Below are 19,857 nucleotides of genomic sequence, written 5' to 3' on the forward strand. Positions count from 1 at the left end.
CCCATGCATCCAATGATCATGTTTTCCCAGGTCAACAAGTGGTATGGCGATTACCAGGCGCTGACCAACATCACGGCCGACGTGAAACGGGGAGAGGTCGTCGTGCTGTGCGGGCCTTCCGGCTCCGGCAAGTCCACCCTGATCCGCACGGTCAACCGCCTGGAGGATATCCAGAAAGGCCAGATCCTGTTCGACGGCCACGACGTCAACGGCACCGATGCCAACGTCAACCGCCTGCGCAGCCGGGTGGGCTTCGTGTTCCAGAGCTTCAACCTGTTCCCGCATCTGTCGGCACTGGACAACATCATCCTGACGCCGACCAAGGTGCGCGGCTTGAAGAGCGCGGAGGCCAAGGCCCGGGCCATGCAATTGCTCGACCGCGTCGGCCTGGCGCACAAGGCCGGCGCCTATCCCGCGCAACTGTCCGGTGGCCAGCAGCAGCGCGTGGCGATCGCCCGGGCCCTGGCGATGGAGCCGCCGGTGATGCTGTTCGACGAGCCGACCAGCGCCCTCGACCCGGAAATGGTCGGCGAGGTGCTCAGCGTCATGAAGGGCCTGGCGAAGGAGGGCATGACCATGATGTGCGTGACCCACGAAATGAACTTCGCCCGCGAGGTGGCCGACACCATCTGGTTCATGGATGCCGGGCAGATCCTGGAGAAGTCCGCGCCCGAGGCGTTCTTCCGGCAACCGGAGCACCCGCGCGCCCAGCGTTTCATTGCCGACCTGCGCAGCCACTGAGGCTGCTCGTGGTCATCGTTTTCCACCACCCGTCCAGGAGTAATCCCATGAACTTGAAGCGTTTGTTGGCTGTGTTCGCGCTGTCCCCAGTGGCGATTTCGCTGGCCCAGGCCGATCAACTGAGCGATGTGCTGAGCAAGAAAAGCCTGAGTTGCGGCGTGTACGCCGACGTACCGCCGTTCTCGGCGCCGGATCCCAAGACCCGCGAGCTGGTGGGCATGGATGTCGATCTCTGCACCGCCCTGGCCAAGCACCTGGATGTGGCGCTGGAGCTCAAGCCGCTGTCCGTCGAGGCGCGCATTCCCGAAGTGCGGATGGGGCGTGTCGACGTGATCTTCGCCAACCTGGCGTACACCAAGAGCCGTGCCGAGCAGATCCAGTTCAGCGACCCGTACTACATCGCCAAGGAAACCCTGGTGGTGCGCGCCGCCAATGCCGACCAGCCCAAGGACTTCTTCAAGGGCAAGCGCATCAGCTCGACCAAGGGCTCCACGTCCGAGCAGTCCATTCGCCTGGCCGGCGCCACGCCGGTGACCTTCCAGGACACCGGGTCGGCCTACATGGCCCTGCAGCAGAACAAGGTGATCGGCCTGGTCACCAACACCATGACCGCCATCAAACTGGTCGGGCAGGCCAAGGCCAGCGGCGTCGAGCTCGCTATCGCCAAGGAGCCCATGGCCCTGGAACCCGTCGGCGCAGGTATGCGCAAGGGCGAACCGGCCTTCCTCGCCAAGGTCAACGAGACCCTCTACGCGATGGAAGCGGCAGGTGAAATCGACGCCATCTGGGAGCGCTGGATCGGCCCGAACACCGAGTACAAGATGGTACGTGAAGACAAGGTACAGAGCCTGAGCGAGCTCGACTTCGAGCCGCTTCCCTGAGCCCCGGAGCCCAGGCAAAGCGGTTCCAATTGCCTGGGTTGGCCACTGTCCACCCCCCGCCAGCCCTGGGCGAAGAACGGCGGGATTGGGCGGGGGAGAGGCCTGGAAGGAGTAGGGCCTATGCCCGCCCGGGCATTTTCTGAAAGATTGTCACGAGTTCGCTGCGCAAATGGCGAACGGAATGCCGCCCTGGCCGACCGTCTGGCGCCATAAATCTGGCAAAACCACCCAATTTCAGTGGGTTATCGCAAGCACTGCATGGCAGACAAACACTTCGTCTGATTTTTGACCCTTGTCACTCGGATATTGCTGACCTGAAGAACCTCAAGGTGCTTCAATGGCAGCATCTTGCTGTTACCGGTCATCCCACAAAGAAAACCTGCGCCCGTGCCAAGCTGTGTCCGTCGTCTTGATCCGAGGCAGGCCAGCAGTAGCAGGTGTCGGTTACCAAGAACAATCCCTGATGAGGCATAACCATGTACGTGGCCAACAACGATCAGAGCAGCAACCCGCACGCAGTGAGCACGACGGTGATCCATGAGCGCTACCTGGAGGCACTCAAGAACCAGCGCCGCGAGGCGCTCATCCTCGGTGTTGGCTACGGCGTTTCGATTACCAGTTTCTGTTGGTATTTCGGCCTGCAGCTGCACACGCTCTTATCCTGATACTTCGCATAATGTATATTATGTTAAATCAGGTATAAAACCCGCCCCTTGCTAAGGAAAGCCTCGCGACAGCATGAGGCTTTCAACATCCGCAAGATCGTCCAGGGTATCCACATCCATCACGACGCCACGGTCGTCCAGCGCCAGATCCAGCACTTCGCCTTTGCCGCGATGCGCGCGCACGATGGAGGCTGCGCCAGACTCCCCACTCAATTGCAGCAATGCATTCAGGCATTCGCTCCTGAAACCGACAGGATGGCCTTGCCTGCCCAGCCAGTGAGGCACGACCACCGGATGCGAAGCCAGGGAGGCAGCGACCAGACGCACACTGTGCGCTGTCACCAGTGGCAGATCCCCCGGCAGGATCAACCAGCCGCAGGCGCCCGCCATGGCACGGACGCCTGCGGCTATCGAGTCGCCCATTCCACCGCCTGCGGCACTGCGCACGACATGCCACTCGAGGCCCGAAGACGCCACGGCATTCACTACGTGCTGCAGAACCGGTACGCCAAGCAACGGCGCGTCAAGCTTGCTCAGAGTCCCGCCCGAGGCCTGGAAGCGTCTGCCCCGGCCGGCGGCCAAAACGATAACCACGGGTTTCTCGCTCGTCACTCCGGGCTCCGCGATCGAACCCTCACAGCTCATGGCGGTTGCGCCCGTTGGCGACCCTCAGGACATCCGCCATAACGGCAATCGCAATCTCCGCTGGCGATTTGCTGCCGAGCTGCAGGCCAATGGGCGCGTGGATTCGCTGCAATTGCTGGGCACCGAGGCCACCAATGCGTGACAGGCGCTCGAGGCGATTGTCACTGGTACGTCGCGAGCCCATGGCGCCGATGTAGAAGGCATTGCTCCTGACCGCTTCCAGCAGCGTCAGATCGTCCAGGCGAGGATCGTGAGTCAGCGCCAGGACCGCGGTAGCGCTGTGCCCTCCTCCTTCGGCGATGAATCTGGCCGGCAAGACCTCTCGGACATCGACCCCGGGCAATGCCAGGCTGGCGATCGCTTCCGGCCGGGGGTCGCAGAGGATCACCTCGTATCCGAGAGCCAGCGCGAAACTGGCGCAAAACTCCGCGACGGGTGACCAGCCGGCCAGGATGACGCGCAGAATCGCCCCGACTCGTATGGATACCTTGTCGTCTGCCTGCTGTATGCGTGGGTCATCCATGGCGCCGGGGCGACAACGCCTTTGGCTGCTGCCGAGATAGACATCGCGGATCAACAGCTCGCCGCCGTTCAGGGCACGTTCCACCCACGCCAACTGCTCATCGGCTTCATCGGCTTCATCGGCGGGTTCGATGTATTCGACCAGGATGTCGAGCACGCCACCGCACGGGAGCGCGAGCGTAGGCGCCAGGCCTCCCGCGCCGTAACGCACCACCTGGTTCCGTTCGAGGAAAGAACGACTGCTCACGCGCTCGAGGAAATCCTCTTCGACGCAACCGCCGGACAGCGAGCCGCAGAACGCCCCGTCGCACCGGGCCACCAGCATCGCCCCAGGCCCCCTGGGCGCCGAGCCGAAGGTCGAGATCACGGTACAAAGCCAGACAGGCTCCCCCCTGGCAAGCCAGGTACGGGCCTGTTGGATAACCTGCAAGTCAAGCTGCTTCATCGTCGCGAATCCCGTACGACAGGCCGAGGCACGGGAACGAGCATTCCGCGGCGGCCTGGATAAACCAACACCCGGCCTATACGGCCATGATTTTTTCCTTGGTGATGGGCAGGTTGCGGATGCGCCTTCCAGTCGCGTGATACACGGCATTGGCGACCGCCGCCGCCAGCCCCGTGATGCCGATCTCGCCGATCCCGCGTGCCCCGAACTCACTGAGCCGATAGTCCGGGTAGTCCAGCAATATGACATCGATGTCGGGCTGATCGGCATGCACGGGAACGAGATACTCGGCGTAGTTGTTGTTCACCGGTATGCCATTCCGGGGGTCGTATTCGGCCGCCTCGAACAAGGCCATGCCAATGCCCATGACGATGGCCCCCTCGACCTGATTGCGCGCCGCCAGTGGGTTGACCACCTTGCCGACATCGATGGCGCTGACCACCCGTGACACCCGCAGGCGAGAGATGCCCGGGTCCCAGCGCACCTCGACGAAATGCGCGCCAAAAGAACGAAAGGAATACTTGTCACTCTGCGCCGGGTCGCTGTGATAGCTGCCTTCGGCGCCGGACAGGCGCTGGCGATCTAGGACCTCGGCGAAGCTGGCACGCGCGCCCTCCTTCACCAGTGCTCCGTTGTCGATGGCGAGCGTTTCGGGCTCCTGCCCCTTGAAGGCAGCGCCACTCATCACGGCATACTGGCGCAACTTCGCCAAGGCTTGCCGGGTGGCACCTGCGACAGCAGGCATGACGCTTGCCGTGACCCAGGAACCACCAGAGACGGCACCAGGCGGGAATGCGGAGCTACCCAGCTCCACGTCGATGCGGTCGAACGGCAGCCCGGTCAGCTCGCTGACGGTCTGCGCCACGATGGTAGAGGTACCCGTGCCGATATCCTGCAGGCCGCATTGGACCAGCGCACGGCCGCTTGCGCGCAGGATCACCCGCGCTTGCGTGGGCACCTGAAAGGCCTCCCAGTTGCATGCGGCGAGGCCGTAGCCGATGATTTCATCGCCCTCGCGCATGGAACCCACGGCGGGATTGCGACGGTTCCAGCCAAAGCGCTCGGCCGCCTGCTGCATGGCCTCTGGCAGGTGATTGCTCGACCACGGCAGGCCGGTGCTCTCATCTTCGTCAGCGAGGTTGAGCTGACGAAACGCCAGGGGATCCATGTCATTGGCGCGCGCCATCTCATCGATGGCCGATTCCAGGGCGAACAAGCCCGGCGCCGCGCCAGGTGCGCGCATCGAGGTCGGCGTGCCCCGGTTCACCTGGCTGATCCTGTGGCTGACCAGGACATTGGGGCAGGCATACAAACTCTTGGTCACCCCGCCGCAATTCTCGGTATAGGCGTCCACGGTCGAGGTGCTGTTATAGGACTCATGGCGGATCGACAGCAGCTTGCCATGCGGGTCCGTGGCCAGCCGCAGGCGCTGTCGGGTCTCGGGGCGATGGCCCACGGTGGTGAACATCTGCGCTCTCGGCACCACCAGTTGCACCGGGCGATCGGTCACCCTGGCGGCGGCACAGGCAGCCACCGAGTGCGGCCAAGGCCAGAGTTTGCTGCCGAAACCGGAGCCGATGAACGGTGCCCTCACCTCGACCCGGTCCGCGGGCAGGTCGAACACGTTGGCCAGCATATTGCGATGGTTGACCACGCCCTGGCTACTTTCATAGACATACAGCCGCCCCTCGCGCCAATGCGCGGTGGTGGCATGCATCTCCATGGGGTTGTGGGTTTCCACCGGCGTGCTGTAGGTCGCGTCCAGCTGCCGCGCGGCGCCCTGGTAAGCCTGCTCGGGATCGCCCCGCTCGTGTCCCGCGCCACCGTCGCGGGCGCCACGGCTGCGCAGGCCTTGCTGCAGGCTGTTGATCGATGCCGTCGCCTGGTACTCGACGCGGACCCGGTAGGCCGCCGCCCTTGCCTGCTCGAAACTCTCGGCCACCACCAGCGCGACGAATTGCCCGGGGTAATGGACCCGGTCATCCTCGAACGGCAGTCGATGCTCGTCCACCTTGCTGGCGACCAGCATGTCCTTCATGAGGTTGACCGGCCCGCTGGGCGTGCGATGCAGGCGCGGGGAGTTGCCATGATGCAGCACCTCGACGACCCCGGGCATCGCCCGTGCCTGATCGTCGTGGATCGCGACGATCCTGCCATTGGCGATGGTGCTGTACACGCCATAGGCATACAGCAGTCGCTCGAGCCCGTGATCGGCGGCATAAAGGGCCGCGCCGCTGACCTTCTGCCGACCTTCTACACGCCGTTGGGAGGTTCCGATGATTTTATCGCTCATGAACAACTCCTAGGCGCTCAGGTCTCGAAGGTTGCGCAGCACCACCTGTTGCCCAAGTGGAATCTTGAAGGCGTTGTGCTCGTAGGCGCGGGCGCCCTGCATGGCCAGCTCGGCGACTTGGCTGAAGATAGCCAGGCTCGCCCTCTGCCCGATCAGTGCCCGTTCGGCCTCGGCAGCGCGCCAGGGTTTGCTCGCGACACCGCCCAAGGCGATGCGGGCATCGGTAATACGTTGCCCGTGCATGACCAGGATGATCGCACTGGAGGCCAGTGCGAACTGGTAGGAGGCCCGATCGCGCAGCTTGAGATAAGCCGAGCGGCTGTCCTGCAGCGCAGCGTCCAGGGTGATGTGGGTGATCAGCTCATCGGCCTGCAGCGCATGCTCCTGCCAAGGCGTTTCGCCTGGCAGCAGGTGGAAGTCGGCAAAGTCGATCTGCCGCTCGCCCCCGGGGCCCCGCACCGTGATCTGCGCGCCAATGGCCGCCATCGCCACGCACATATCCGAGGGATGCGCGGCGATGCACTGCTCGCTGGTTCCCAGAACCGCGTGCACGCTGCGATTCAAGCCGCCAATCGCCGCACAGCCGGAACCCGGTTCGCGCTTGTTGCAGGGTGAGACGCCATCGCGGAAGTAGTTGCAGCGCACGCGCTGCATGAGGTTGCCGGCAGTGGTCGCCTTGTTGCGCAGTTGCGTCGAGGCGCCGGAGAGGATGGCCTGGGACAGCAGCGGGTAATGCTCCCGAACCAGCGGGTGATTGGCCAGCTCGGTATTGCTCAGCAACGCCCCGATGCGCAGGCGTCCATCTGCCAGGCGCTCGACCTTCTTCAAGTCCAGTCGGTTGATGTCCACCAGCCGCTCGGGCTGCATGACGTCCAGCTTGACCAGATCCAGCAGCGTCGTGCCGCCGGCCAGGAAAAAATGCGGCGCCTGGCCCTTCGCGGCATCGATGGCCTGGGCGGAAGACTCGGCACGGACGTAGTCGAAAGTGCGCATCAGACCGTCCCTCCCATTTTCGAGCGGGCGGACTGAACGGCCGCCAGGATGTTCTTGTAGGCACCGCAGCGGCATATGTTGCCGCTCATGGCCTCCCTGACGCTGGCGTCGTCCGCCGCTATGTTCGGGTCCTGGAGAATCGCCACGGCGCTCATGATCTGACCGGCGGTGCAGTAGCCGCACTGATAGGCATCGTGTTCCCAGAAGGCTTCCTGCAACGGATGCAGTTCGCCATCCTGGGCCAAGCCTTCGATGGTGGTGATGCGGTCGCCATCATGCTGCACGGCAATGGACAGACACGAATTGATCGCCACGCCGTTCACCAGCAATGTGCAGGCGCCGCACTGGCCGTAGTCGCAGCCCTTCTTCGTGCCGCTCAGGTGCAGGCGATCTCTCAGCACGTCGAGCAATACGGCGTTGGCCGGGACATTGAGTGTGTGCAGCTGGCCATTGACCTCAAGCTTTATGCGTTGCTCGCCGACACCCGGCGTATCCCTGTCCTCAACCGCGGGCGCTAGGCCTGCCGCGCTTTGCGGTATCCAGCTGGACAGTGTTGCCGCGGCGATGCCGGATGCGCCGAACTTGAGAAAATTTCGTCGTGACGGGGTCACCGCCGATGCGAGAGGTGTTACCTCGACCACTGGATCATGCAGCGTTTTCTGCTCTTTCATCACGGTCACCTTGCAGTCGCTTGCGTTAGCGGAGGCTTGAAAAGCGAAGACCGCTACGGAGCTTTTCGTTTTATGGATCGCCATGCGCTCTATTCTTGGTCGCCCGCCCCCTCCCTCCAGTTCACTGTTTTGCCGCCCCGGCCTTGGAAATCGCGCCATGCCCAGCGCCAGTGCTCAAGCAGCCCCCGAGCCTGATTAAAGTCCCGGTAATAACTTTCGTGGGGGCAAGAGCAACTTGGCGGCGCTCAGCGGGCCTGCTCTTTTTACAAGAGCCTATGGAGTAAGTGCGACAGGTTCTTTCATTGGAAAGTTGCGCGACAAACAGAAAGAGACAGGAGTAACAGGCTCAGGCTCTCCATTTATTCATTGTCAAATAAATATGGAGCGTCCCGAATGTCAGAGGTAGTCGATTACTGCAGCATTATTGCCCGATCCTGCAAGTGTATCGCTACGCTGGTGTGGCAATGGCGATAAGCGGGAACATGCTTCGATACAGGATGCAAACCAGCTGGGCGTTCCCTCTCGCCAGGCCGTGCCCATGATTCGCTATCGATAGTGGGGCGTGGAGCATGACGCCGCCTGCGAAGGCCCGCAGGATGGCCGCCAGGAATGGCAGGCAAAAAAAACCGCCTCGGGCGAGGCGGTAAACTTAACCAAAGGAAATGATGAATGGGAGAGACTACCGATTGCGTTCGAGAACGAACCTGTAGCTGGTATTCATCGCGGCCAGACTACTACCGTCACAGTCGTTCCACCTCATCAATCCCGTCGATAGTAATAATCGACATCGGTAGCTGGCCGGTATCGAAGTCACGATGCTAACTATTAAGCGACTGCGCGCCATGAGCCAGTTCGCATCGATGCCATGCGCACGTATAAGACTTACTGCGCGGTCACACTTATAAGTCTCTACAAAAGAGGCAAGTCATTCCAACTCAACACCTGCCAACAAACTAGGAGCATCCATGTTCAATCCCAAGAGCATCGCGCTGGCCTGCGCCTGTGCAGCAGCAGGACTTCCCCTCGCCCAGGCAAGCCAACAAGCGGAATCCAACGGCTTCATCGCAGACAGCAGCCTGAATATTCTCCTGCGCAACGCCTACTACAATCGTGACTTCAAGAACAACGCCGCCGATGCGAAGGTATGGGGACAAGGCTTCATCGGCACCTTCGAGTCGGGATTCACTCAAGGCACCGTCGGCTTTGGCGTCGATGCGTTCGGCTTGCTGGGGGTGAAGCTCGATAGTGGCCGGGGCCGCAACTACAGTGCGTTCTTCGATACCGACAGTCAGGGGCGTCCGGTCGATGACCTGTCGCAAGCCGGGGCGGCGGTGAAGTTGCGTTTCTCCAACACCGTGATCCGATACGGCAACCAGTTCCCTTCCCTGCCCGTTCTGGCCTATGACGACAGCCGCCTGTTGCCGCAATCCTTCACCGGCACCCTGGTCACCAGTAACGAAATCGAAGGGCTGGAGCTCAACGCGGGCCGCTTCACCGCGGACAGCCCAATGGGCGATCCTGCCCGTGATCCCAATCGCCTGAAAAACATCGACGTCGTGGGCGGCAGCTATCTCTTCAGCGACAACCTGAGCGCCGCGCTGTACCACTCGGACGTCGAGGACGTGTACGAGAAGTACTACGCCAACCTCACTTACAACCTGCCCCTGACAGCCACTCAGGCCCTGAACTTCGATTTCAACCTGTATCGCACCGACTACGACGACAACGCCGAAGCCGCCCTGGACCTCGGTGGCGACGGCCGTAACGACCGCAACACCATCTGGAGCCTGGCGGCCAAGTACAGCCTCGGCGCCCATGCGTTCATCCTCGCCCACCAACGCAACAGCGGAGATGCCGGCTTCGCTTATGACTACGGCGACGGCGGTAGCAGCATCTACCTCGCCAACTCCTACTACTCCGACTTCAACCTCAAGGACGAACGCTCCTGGCAGGCCAGCTACGAGCTGGACTTCACGGATTACGGCATGCCTGGCCTGCGCTACAAGTTCGCCTACGTGCGCGGCGACAACATCGACACGGGCGCGGACAGCGACGGCAGCGAGCGGGAGATCTTCAACCAGGTCAGCTACGTGGTGCAGAACGGCCCGGCGAAGGATCTGTCCCTGCGCCTGCGTAATTCGATCTATCGCTCCAGCAATGAGGTGGGCCCGGATCTCAACGAGATTCGCGCCTTTGTCGAATACCCGCTGAGCATTCTCTAATGCCAACGGCCGCACCGGGTTCCTTCCCCCGGTGCGGCTTTTCCCGGCTATCGGGATGAGCTAGTGCTCCGCCCCCTCGGGCACGTAGATCATCCGCCCGTCGTCGAGGCGATAGGTCACGCCGGCCCTGGCCCCCTGCCCCTCGCCGATCTCGCCAGTGGCTTGGTACTGCTTGAGCTCCTGGCCATCCTTGACCAGCATGCGCATGTTCGCCTCGCCGGGGTTTTCGATGACGATGACCTTGTCCTGGGTGAACGGATTGAGCGGGTTGTTGACGATGACGATCAGCAGAATCCCGATGATCACCAGGAACAGATCGATGAGATTGACCATGGAAAGGATCGGATCGTCGGCGTCATCGTGCTCGAGAAAACGCATCAGCGATGCTCCAGCGAACGCTCGACGGCGCGCAGTTCCTGCAGCAGCCAGCGGCGGCGAATGGTCAGGATGAAGAAGGTGATGCTGGCGGCGACCAGGGCGAGTATCACCGCCGAGAAGGCGACCACCAGATTGTCCGCGATCCCTTGCGCGTCATTCTGGGTCAGGGCCAGCAGCGCCGGCCCCATGGGGATCATCGTCGCCACCAGGCCGAGCATCGGCGCGCTGCGCGAGGTGATGCGCAACCACTCCAGACGGGCCATGATCCACAGTTCCAGATCGTCGCTACTGCCGCCATGGGCCAGTTGATAGCGCGTGAGTACGGGTTGATAGCGCCCATGGCGCCGCTGCAGGGCTTCGACCAGGAAAGCGCCCAGGGCCACGAAGGCATAAGCCAGCGCTGCCAGGATCAGCAGCAACACCGGGGCGAGAAAGAGGCGCGTGAGGTCATAAAGACCGGATTCGAATGCGTTCATGCTGATTCCTGAATCAAGGGGTTGCGAATCGGTCGTGCCCGGGCGGCAAGCGCCTGCCTGACGGCACCCAGCACGGTGCAGGCGAGCAATGCGAGACTGCCCAGCCACATGGTCCAGGGCGTCGAGGGCGCCTCGGAGGGCGGCACTTCCTGCATGACTCGCCCCTGTACGGTCTCCCCGGCGGCCTGCGCGGCGGGCGTAGTGGCGGCGGGATTCGCCAGGCCGAAGCCGCTGCCCATTTGCTGAAGATAATCGGTGGTGATCTGCGTCCCGGCATCGGCGCCGTGCTGCTCGATCAACTGCGTCCAGCGCTGTGCCAGCTCGCGGCGCGTCGACTCTGGCGCCTCCCAATAGCCCTTGCGGATGGCTTCGGCCAGGCGTTCGATGAGCTGGGCCTGGGCGCTGGGATTGTGCTGCTCGAACCATTGCCCGAGCTGCAGGTCGCGTTTGTCCATGACATAGGTGTCATGCAGCGCCTGCCATTGGTCCGCACGCACGACGGCGGGATCGGCCGCCTGCCAGCCGAACAGGTTGTTGCTGACATCGAGCAGCTCCAGCGTACCGGCGTAGCCCTCCGCCTTCATCGCCTCGATCCAGTGCGGATTCAGGTAGCGGCTGCGTAGCTCGCTGGCGAGAAACCCGGCAGCGCCGCGGGTGCGTGGCCGCGCCTGGCGCAGGTCGGCGATGTAGAGCGCCGGGCTGGCGCCATCCAGATGGCGTACAGCGGCTGAAAGCCCACCGAGAAACTCGAACGGATGGTCGCTGGAGAGCACCCCGTTGAGTTCGCTGGAGCGGGCCATGATGGCGGCCTGTACGCCCTTGAGCTGCTCGGCGAACAGGTTGTGGCCGTCGAGCTTCTCGCCCCAGCCCGTCGCGCTGTAGCCATATTGCAGGCGCGACAGGAATTGCTCGGCAATGGCCGAATCACCCTGCCATCGGGTCGAGTCCAACGCCAGTCGAGACACGCCGGTGCCGTAATCACCGGCTTGATTGCCGAACACCCGTACCCGCGACAAGCGTTGCGCGCGCTCAGGCTCGATGCCCTCGCCGCGCAAGCGCTCGGCCACGGCCTGGCTGTTGGCGAATACCGCGTTGTCCGGCTCGTCCAGTTGCGCGAGCCGTTCGAGGGCATCGGCCAGCAGGCGCATGAAACCCTCGAACTGGTCACGGTAGACACTGGTCACCTGGATCACCGCGTCGATGCGCGGGCGGCCCAGCTGTTTGGCGGGAATGATCTCCAGGCGCGTCACCCGGCCACCGCTGTCCCAGACCGGGCGCAAGCCGAGGGCATGCAGCACCTGACTCTCGAGAACGCCCAGGTGACGCATCGCTTCCGACGACCAGAGGCTGAACGCGAGCTTGCTCGGGTAATGTCCGTCGTGCTCGTCCCGATAGCTAGCGAGCAGTTGCTCGAGCGCCACCTCGCCGATTGCGTAGGCGGCAACGGTCGGCAGCTTGTCGGCCTCGAAGGCGTACAGGTTGCGGCCACTGGGCACATCGGGATTGCGTATGGGGTCGCCTCCGGGCCCCGGGGCGACGAAGCCCCCTGCGAGCCCGCTCAGCAAGGCTTCGGTTTCACCGGGCTGGGCCAGATGCCGATCCAGGGCCCGGGCCCGCTCGATCTGCTCGCGCAACGGCGCCTCTGCGATTGCCGAAACATCGGCTGGCTGTCCCAGGTAGCGCTCCAGCGTGCGGTACGGCTGGCTGGCCTGTAACGCCGCGAAGTCCTCGGCCAGCGGCTCGTGGTCATCCAGGCCGAGCGCCTGCAGGTAGGGTTCGCCCAGCTGCTGCAATACGGTCGTCAGACGATGCGGCGGCGACGCGGCCATGCCGAAGGTATGCAATCCCAGCGGCATATTGGCCTGGGCCAGTTCGTGCAGGTGGTCATGCAGCACGTTCAGAAAGCCCGGGAAGTCCGCTCGCGCCCGCGCCTCGTCCCAGCCGATATCGCGCGCCATGTCGCTGTGCAGCGCGAGCTGGCGTATGCGTTCGGCCGTGGCATCGCGCACGGCGCCTTCGTCGAGTTGCTGGTACTCGTGGAGCATTTCATGCAGATCGCGCAGTTCGTCATACAGCCCCGCCGGGGCGAAGGGTGGCGTCTGATGGCTGACGATCACCGCCCGGCCCCGGCGCCTGGCCTGCATCGCCTCGCCTATGTTGTCCTGGATATAGGGGTAGAAAACCGGTAGATCCCCGAGCGCCAGGAACGGGTAGTCAGTGACCGCCAGCCCGCGATCCTTGCCCGGCAGCCATTCCTGGGTGCCGTGGGTGCCGAAGTGGATCAGCGCATCGGCAGCGAAGCCTTGGCGCAGGTACAGGTAGGCGGCCAGGTACAGGTGATCGGGCGGCACCTTGGCGTCGTGGTAGGCCTCGCCGGGGCGCCCCGCCCGAGGCGGCTGCGGCATGAGCAACACCTTGCCCTGGCGCAGCGCGGGAAGGACGAAGCGCGGCTCGCCCTCGATCTCGCGCAATGCCCAGTGCGCGGACGGTTCGCCCCAGCGCTCACGCAACGCGTTGCGCCGGTCCTCGGGCAACTGGCTCAGCCAGGCCTGGTAGGAGGACAGCGGCAGGGTCACCGCCAGGCCGTCCTCGTACAGTTGCTGCAGACGTTCGGGATGGTAGTAGCCGCCGAGCAGGCGCCTGGCCGCCTCGATCAGCCGTGCCTCGGCAGCGGGCGGCGCGTCGTAGCCGGCATCGCCCAGGTCATCCAGCAGACGCTCCAGGCTCTTGGGCACATTGAGGTTCGAGGCGGCGATGTTGCGCTCGCCATCGGGGTGGTTCCAGAACATCAGGGCCAGGCGTTTATCCGCGGCCGGCGTATGACGCAGGCGCGCCAGGCCGTCGACCTTGGCCAGCAACGCATCGACCTGCTCCTCCAGCGGCAGCGGTTCGCCCTCCTCCACGGCAGCGATGACCAGCGGATCGCTCATGCCCCAGCTTTCCGGAACGCTCAACAGCGTCGCCGCGCTGCGCGGCGAGATGCCGCTGCTCGCCTGCCGCCAGTGCGCGCGATCCCCTTCTCGCGAGACCAGGGTGGAGATGACCGGTATTCCCAGTGCCAGCAGTTCGGCCTTTCTGGCCGGCGCGTTCTGCATATGCTGCAGGTTGACCAGCGCATCGGCCTTCCAGGGCTCGAGGATCTTCTGCAGGGCCCGGGAATCACTGTCGTCGAACCAGAACACCATAGGCGCCTGGCCACGGCGTTCGCTGCGCAGGACCAGCTCGTCGATCAGCCGCAGTTGCGCATCGACGATCGCGCCGCGGTGAATGGCGAATGCCACGCGCGGCGCATCCCCGGCCCAGCGGCTGCGTCCCCAGGCCTGGTAATCCTCCAGGCGCTCGAACACGCCGGGTGCCTGCGGATGGTAGATCCCGGCCTTGGCCAATGGCTCGGGGGGTGGTATTCCGGCCAGGTCCTCGCCCACCTGATAGGCCCGCAGGTAGCTGAAGAAATGCCGCAGATTGCGCTCGCCGCCATTGCCATAGTAGGCCGCCAAGCGCATCGCCACCGGTTCGGGCAGATTGCCGAAGGCCGGCGGGCCGGCGCCGACCCGTAGCCAGGGCGTCGAGGTCAGGGCCAGGCCGTCGCCGAGGATCTGTTGCACCGCGGCCAGGTCGTTGGGGCGTGGGGTGTCGAGAAGCAGCAGGCGGGTAGCCGTCAGCCACTCATCGACTGCTGCCGAGGCAGGCGAGACATGCGTCGACTGCAAGGCAACCCCCGCCTCGCTCGCCCATCTGTCGAGCCGGTCGAGCTTGCCCTGCAAGACGAAATCAGCGGCCAGTATCCGCACTGACGGCTCAGCGCCGGCAGCGCGGGACTCGGGCGGCATGAGCAGGGCAATCGCCGAGACGACGCCCGCAAGGAGGTAACGGCGCATCTCAGAAGCTCAGGCTCAAGCCGACATGGTAGGTACGACCAGGCTCGGCAAAGGTGAAATCGTCGTCGGCCTGGCTGAAGTCCCTGTCGGTCAGGTTCTCGATGCCGCCACGCAGGCTCAGGTTGTCGCTCAGCGTTTTGCTCAGCTCGACATGCCAGAGGCTGTAGGCCGGCATCACATAGGCGCTGTTGCCCGAGTAGCTCAACTGGCTGCCGACATATTCGCCGCGCACCTGGGCACTGAAACCGGCGCCCGGATTCCACTGCAGCGTGGTATTGGCCAGGTGCCTGGCGCGATCGCCAAGACGCCGGCCGGCACTGCGGTCGATGGCGTCGAGGTAGGTGTAGTTGAGATCCCAGCGCAGGGCCTCCGGCAAGTCCAGCCCGGCGCCCAGCTCCAGCCCGCGGATACGCGCCTTGTCGACGTTCTCGTAGTGGCGGATCTCCAGCCGGCGGATGCCGCAGGAGGCGATGCACTCGGTCTGGATCAGGCCATGTACGTTGTTCTGGAACAGACCGGCATTGGCCGACCATCCCTGCCCCTGGTAATCGGCGCTGAACTCGTAGCTGGTGTTGATCTCCGGGTCCAGATCCGGGTTGCCATGGATGGTGAACTGCCCGCCGCCGCCCACGGCGGAGTAGCCCGGAGACAACTGCTTCAAGGTCGGCGCCTTGAAGCCCCGGCCCACCCCGCCCTTCAGGGTCAGTGCCTCGCTGACGTGGTGCAGCAGATAGACCCGCGGGCTCTTCTGCCAGCCGTACTGCTCGTGCTTGTCGAAGCGGCTGCCGAGCACCAGCGACCAGTCGGGATTGAACGCGATCTCGTCCTGCAGAAAGAGCGCGCGGTGGATGGTCTGCGCATCACCGCCCACGAAACCGCCATCCTGCAGGCGTTCCTTGCGCCACTCGGCACCCGCCGTGAGCAGATGGAGATCGGCCAGCGGCACACTGAAACTGCCATCGACGATAGCGTCGGTCAGCCGCTGGTGCGGCGAACTCGGCACGACGCCGTTGGTATAGCGATTGCGGCGTTCGAGCTCGCTGCGGTACGCCCGCAACGAACTGCTCCCCCAGCTCCAGTCGCCCGTATGACTGAGCGAATAATGCTCACGTTCGATTCGATCGCTGGACTCGTAATCGACCGGCGCCGTCCCCGCACTACGGGTATTGCGCCAGCGATCCTCCAGGCCGTTGCCATAGCCGAAGTCGATACGCTGGGCCTGGTCGGGCGTCCAGCTGAGCGTGGCGCTGCCATGGTGGGCCGCGCGGCCTTCGATTTCCGACAGGGCCGCATCGCCATGCAGCGGCGTATCCTGGCGACGGCGCGTCTCGCCATTCAATGACAGGCCCAGCAAGCCGGGCACCAGCGGACCGCCCAGGTAGGCGCCCAGTTGCTGAGTCTGGCCACCACGTCGGTCTTCACGCACAGCGCCATCGAGCAAGGCGCTTCCCCGCCATTCGTCGGTAGCCTTGCGGGTAATGACGTTGATCACCCCGCCCAGGGCCTCCGAACCGTAGAGCGACGACATCGGCCCGCGAACGACTTCGATACGCTCGATCGCTTCCACGGGCACCCAGCCCAGGTCGAAGTCGGCATGGGCGATCGCCCCGGCTGCCGTATTGATGCGCTGCCCATTCAGCAGAACCAGGGTGTGCCCGCTATCCATACCGCGGATGCTGACACCGCGCCGCGTCATTCCCACACCGGTGAATTGCAGGCCAGGGGTGCCGCGCAGCGCATCTTCGAGATCCTGCACGGGGCGCTTGCGCAATTGCTCGCGGGTGATCACCGAGATACTGGCCGGAGCATCCTTCAGTTGTCGCTCGGTCGACGTGGCCGTGACCACGACCTCTTGCAGATCGATTGGCGCGGTGGCGGCTGAGGCCATCAGAGGCAGTGCCGAGACCAGCGTCAGCAGGGGTATGCGTGTAGAGCCCTTGAACATGGAGGTATTCCCTTCTGAACGGCATACGCCACGTGGCGTGGCGTAAATCGAGAATCGTCGTGTTGCCTGGAAATATTTGGATCGTTATATCGTTTCTTTATCTGGCATGAACCTTGGCTGGCATTGGATCGACACAGCGTCTGGGCTGGTTCCAGGCCGTCAATGAGTCCCAAGGCCAAATGCAATGTTAATATATAACATAACTATACAGGTTTTATTGCACCAGATTGCAATGGACGCTCTTCAGCGCCGGGCCGCGCAATCCAGCAAACGGCTGGTCGGGCCCATGGCGGATTACCGCGCCGCGCTGTCGGAGATCGCCAAGACCTCCTACGTCACCAGCGAACCTACGTGGTGGACCGTGACCGGCTGACGGCCTCGAGCCCCAATGGCGCCTTCTACATGACGCTGAACTGGATAGAGACGCGCCATGATCGACGGCATCCTCGATATCCTCGCGTTCGAATCCTCACGCTACCGCCGTCTCGATCCCTCGCCACAGACCAACGTCAGCGCGCCGATCCGCGAGATCATCAGGCTGATGGAGAGCAATCTGGAAGAGCCTCTGGAGCTGGATCAACTGGCGGGTTATGTCGAGCTTTCACGCCGGCAGATCGAGCGGCTGTTCAAGGAGCAACTGGGCACCACGCCGCAACGCTATTACCTGGAGCTGCGCATTACCGAAGCGCGGCGCCTGCTGCAGCACTCGGAGCTGTCGCTGATGGAAGTGATCCTGGCCTGCGGTTTCGTCTCGTCCTGCCATTTCAGCAGGTGCTATAGCGCCTATTTCGGCTATCGGCCTTCCCGGGAAACCCGCCTGCTCACATGAGCGCGGGCGGCTTCAAGCAAGCCAATGAAAACGGGCGCTGAAAGCGCCCGTCGTCCGTTTCTCGAATCGGCCAATCAGCCATGGCCCGGCTTGTACAGGTTCTCGAAGCAGAAGTTGGTGGCTTCGATATAGCCTTCGGCGCCACCGCAGTCGAAACGACGACCCTTGAACTTGTAGGCCAGCACGCAACCTTCCTGGGCCTGCTTCATCAGCGCGTCGGTGATCTGGATCTCGCCGCCCTTGCCCGGCTGGGTGTCCTTGATCAGGTCGAAGATATCCGGCGTGAGGATGTAGCGGCCGATGATCGCCAGGTTCGACGGCGCATCTTCGGCCTTCGGTTTCTCGACCATGTGGCTGACGCGGAAAATGTCGTCGCGGATCATCTCGCCGGCGATCACGCCGTACTTGTGGATCTCTTCCATCGGGACTTCCTGAACCGCGACGATCGAGCAGCGGAACTGGTTGTACAGCTTGACCATCTGCGTCAGCACGCCGTCGCCCTCGACGTTGATACACAGGTCATCGGCCAGCACCACGGCGAACGGCTCGTCGCCGATCAGCGGGCGACCGCTGAGAATGGCGTGGCCCAGGCCCTTCATTTCCACCTGACGGGTGTAGGAAAAGGTGCAGTTGTCGATCAGGCGGCGGATGCCGACCAGGTACTTTTCCTTTTCGGTATCGCGGATCTGGTGTTCCAGCTCGTAGCTGATATCGAAGTGATCTTCCAGGGAACGCTTGCCGCGGCCGGTGACCATGGCGATCTCGGTCAGGCCGGCGTCCAGGGCTTCTTCCACGCCATACTGGATCAGCGGAGTGTTGACCACCGGCAGCATTTCCTTGGGCATGGCCTTGGTTGCCGGGAGAAAGCGAGTGCCGTAACCGGCTGCTGGGAACAAGCATTTCTTGATCATGGGTTTTCCTTGGATGGTCAATAGCTAATAGCGGTAGTCGGTTCGCCGCAGCCCTGGCACTCAGGTCTGGCGTAGCCGCTCGTAGTAATACGGCAGTTGCAGTAACGCATGACGCACGGCGGCGTGACGTCTGTCGTTGTCGTCACCGGTGAAACTGACGGTTTCGCTGGTCACGCCGCGGTGTTCGTCCAGGCGCGTGGCGCAGGCGAAGCACATCGTACCTTCCAGGGACTGCTCGCTGGCCTGTTCGTCCGCGCTGTTCGCGCCGGTAATGGCGAGGATGATGTCCGCACTGCTGGCCACCAGAACCCCAAGCGCCATTTCCCGGGCGACTTCTTCACTGTTCATGCCGAAGCTCTCGATGGTACGCAGGTCGACCCCCAGGCAGGCGTGCATGGCGCGCTTCGAATACACCACGAAACCGCTTTCCAGCACGCCATCGCAGCCCGGCACCGCCGCCACCGTCGAGGCCAGCAGCCCCGCGGTGCTGGACTCGGCCGTACTGAGCACGAGGTTGTACTTTTCGAGAAAATGAACCGCCTGCTCGACGCTGTGCATGCTGGCGAAAGTCTCCGGCCCATACGTTACTGTGTGTGTATGGCAGTATCCGGTGCCCACAAGTTCCGATGCATTACGCAGATAAGCACTGAGCAGCCTGCCGGGGCTGGCAGCGACCGCCCATCGTGGCGACTGAACTCCTGGCGATATCGCCACTTCGGAAGAGAACGGAGCAACGAAGAGCGCAATGATCCGCGCCAGACCGACCGCTTAGCGTCGCAATCCGAGGAGAACCGTCATGAACACCCAGCGCAAAATGCCTGACGAGGACGCCATGACCGACCCGAGTCCACGTGAGGCCTTCGTTCAAGCCTTGAGCGAACGCGCCCGGCCCTTGTTCGAGGACGCCGCCAGCCATGCGCGCAATCACGATCTCGATGTGGTGGTCGAACTGGTGCTCGAAGACGACAAGCCTCGGCTGATCCTCGCGGCCAGCCGGCCTGACGCCGGCCTGGTGAGCAGTTACAGCCTGATCGGCAACCTGGCCACGCAACGCGTGCTGCATGAGGAGTATTACGCCGAGAGCGGCGACATTCACCGGCAGGAAGCGCGCCTGGCCTCGGTCAACGAGAAAGTGATCGACACCCGCCTGGCCAATTTCTTCCGCAAGGCCTTCGGCCTTTCCCTGGACTACATCGCGCAGCGCCACCCCATCGGTTTCTGGTAAGCAGGGCCTGTGGGCGCTCCAGCGCACAGCCCCTCGTAGGAGCCGCGCCCCCGCGGCGATTTGCGGCCATGACACGCTTTGTGCGATGGCCACCCTCGCATCGCGCCGAGGGCGACGCTCCTGCAGAGGCAGCGGTT

At 63.5% G+C, this 19,857-nt stretch carries 16 protein-coding genes and 1 pseudogene; 6 read left to right on the top strand and 11 right to left on the bottom strand.

Annotated elements, in window-relative coordinates; genetic code table 11:
- Positions 1-12 precede the first annotated feature (12 nt).
- From DNK34_RS00570 to DNK34_RS00580, 3 genes are all read left to right on the top strand, one after another.
- Positions 13-741, top strand: a complete 729-nt coding sequence (locus tag DNK34_RS00570) for an amino acid ABC transporter ATP-binding protein (protein ID WP_207401611.1) — start codon at positions 13-15, stop codon at positions 739-741.
- A gap of 47 nt (positions 742-788) precedes the next feature.
- On the top strand, positions 789-1,622 hold the full coding sequence (locus DNK34_RS00575) for an ABC transporter substrate-binding protein (protein WP_131176536.1): 834 nt from the start codon (positions 789-791) through the stop codon (positions 1,620-1,622).
- Positions 1,623-2,098: 476 nt separating this feature from the next.
- Positions 2,099-2,287, top strand: coding sequence for a hypothetical protein (locus DNK34_RS00580; protein WP_131176537.1), 189 nt, complete (start codon positions 2,099-2,101; stop codon positions 2,285-2,287).
- 51 nt (positions 2,288-2,338) lie between these two features.
- Here the strand turns inward: DNK34_RS00580 and DNK34_RS00585 are convergent, their stop codons facing one another.
- The 5 genes from DNK34_RS00585 to DNK34_RS00605 all read right to left on the bottom strand — a co-directional run bounded on the left by DNK34_RS00585 (position 2,339) and on the right by DNK34_RS00605 (position 7,856).
- Positions 2,339-2,899, bottom strand: a complete 561-nt coding sequence (locus DNK34_RS00585; RefSeq protein WP_242675352.1) for a nucleotidyltransferase family protein — start codon at positions 2,897-2,899, stop codon at positions 2,339-2,341.
- Between the two features lie 22 nt (positions 2,900-2,921).
- Positions 2,922-3,899, bottom strand: a complete 978-nt coding sequence (locus tag DNK34_RS00590; RefSeq protein ID WP_131176539.1) for an XdhC family protein — start codon at positions 3,897-3,899, stop codon at positions 2,922-2,924.
- Positions 3,900-3,975: 76 nt separating this feature from the next.
- A complete protein-coding gene (locus tag DNK34_RS00595) occupies positions 3,976-6,192 on the bottom strand; it encodes a xanthine dehydrogenase family protein molybdopterin-binding subunit (RefSeq protein WP_131176540.1) in 2,217 nt (738 codons plus the stop codon).
- Positions 6,193-6,201: 9 nt separating this feature from the next.
- Positions 6,202-7,185 carry an FAD binding domain-containing protein gene (locus DNK34_RS00600; RefSeq protein ID WP_131176541.1) on the bottom strand — a complete coding sequence of 328 codons (984 nt, stop codon included), beginning with the start codon at positions 7,183-7,185 and terminating at the stop codon, positions 6,202-6,204.
- Complete coding sequence (locus tag DNK34_RS00605; RefSeq protein ID WP_131176548.1) at positions 7,185-7,856, bottom strand: (2Fe-2S)-binding protein; 672 nt, start codon at positions 7,854-7,856, stop codon at positions 7,185-7,187. Before DNK34_RS00605 ends, DNK34_RS00600 begins: the two co-directional genes overlap by 1 nt.
- A 965-nt stretch (positions 7,857-8,821) precedes the next feature.
- Between DNK34_RS00605 and DNK34_RS00610 the strand changes: the two genes are divergently transcribed.
- Positions 8,822-10,078, top strand: coding sequence for an OprD family porin (locus tag DNK34_RS00610; protein WP_131176542.1), 1,257 nt, complete (start codon positions 8,822-8,824; stop codon positions 10,076-10,078).
- Between the two features lie 60 nt (positions 10,079-10,138).
- On the opposite strand, the gene DNK34_RS00615 is transcribed toward DNK34_RS00610, so the two are convergent.
- The 4 genes from DNK34_RS00615 to DNK34_RS00630 are packed head-to-tail and all read right to left on the bottom strand — an operon-like array spanning position 10,139 to position 16,755.
- Positions 10,139-10,456 carry a DUF2149 domain-containing protein gene (locus DNK34_RS00615; RefSeq protein WP_131176543.1) on the bottom strand — a complete coding sequence of 106 codons (318 nt, stop codon included), beginning with the start codon at positions 10,454-10,456 and terminating at the stop codon, positions 10,139-10,141.
- The gene (locus tag DNK34_RS00620; RefSeq protein WP_131176544.1) at positions 10,456-10,932 is read right to left on the bottom strand and encodes a MotA/TolQ/ExbB proton channel family protein; all 477 of its coding nucleotides are present in this window, start codon (positions 10,930-10,932) and stop codon (positions 10,456-10,458) included. The genes DNK34_RS00615 and DNK34_RS00620 overlap by 1 nt, the downstream gene beginning before the upstream one ends.
- Positions 10,929-14,810 carry a cobaltochelatase subunit CobN gene (cobN, locus tag DNK34_RS00625; protein WP_131176545.1) on the bottom strand — a complete coding sequence of 1,294 codons (3,882 nt, stop codon included), beginning with the start codon at positions 14,808-14,810 and terminating at the stop codon, positions 10,929-10,931. The genes DNK34_RS00620 and cobN overlap by 4 nt, the downstream gene beginning before the upstream one ends.
- 1 nt (position 14,811) lies before the next feature.
- Positions 14,812-16,755 (bottom strand): TonB-dependent receptor domain-containing protein, encoded by a 1,944-nt coding sequence (locus DNK34_RS00630; RefSeq protein WP_131199521.1) that lies wholly within the window; start codon positions 16,753-16,755, stop codon positions 14,812-14,814.
- Positions 16,756-17,047: 292 nt separating this feature from the next.
- Between DNK34_RS00630 and DNK34_RS00635 the strand changes: the two are divergent.
- Positions 17,048-17,584 (top strand): annotated as a pseudogene (locus DNK34_RS00635) (helix-turn-helix domain-containing protein); the annotation flags it as partial.
- 74 nt (positions 17,585-17,658) lie between these two features.
- On the opposite strand, the gene galU reads toward DNK34_RS00635, so the two are convergent.
- Both galU and DNK34_RS00645 read right to left on the bottom strand, forming a co-directional pair.
- Positions 17,659-18,495 carry a UTP--glucose-1-phosphate uridylyltransferase GalU gene (galU, locus tag DNK34_RS00640; protein ID WP_131174262.1) on the bottom strand — a complete coding sequence of 279 codons (837 nt, stop codon included), beginning with the start codon at positions 18,493-18,495 and terminating at the stop codon, positions 17,659-17,661.
- Between the two features lie 60 nt (positions 18,496-18,555).
- The gene (locus tag DNK34_RS00645; protein ID WP_131174261.1) at positions 18,556-19,053 is read right to left on the bottom strand and encodes a CinA family protein; all 498 of its coding nucleotides are present in this window, start codon (positions 19,051-19,053) and stop codon (positions 18,556-18,558) included.
- A gap of 238 nt (positions 19,054-19,291) precedes the next feature.
- Between DNK34_RS00645 and DNK34_RS00650 the strand changes: the two genes are divergently transcribed.
- Complete coding sequence (locus DNK34_RS00650) at positions 19,292-19,720, top strand: hypothetical protein (protein WP_131174260.1); 429 nt, start codon at positions 19,292-19,294, stop codon at positions 19,718-19,720.
- Positions 19,721-19,857 lie beyond the last annotated feature (137 nt).

Origin of the sequence: Phytopseudomonas dryadis, from assembly GCF_004327355.1 — a bacterium.
Classification (GTDB): Bacteria; Pseudomonadota; Gammaproteobacteria; order Pseudomonadales; family Pseudomonadaceae; genus Aquipseudomonas; species Aquipseudomonas dryadis.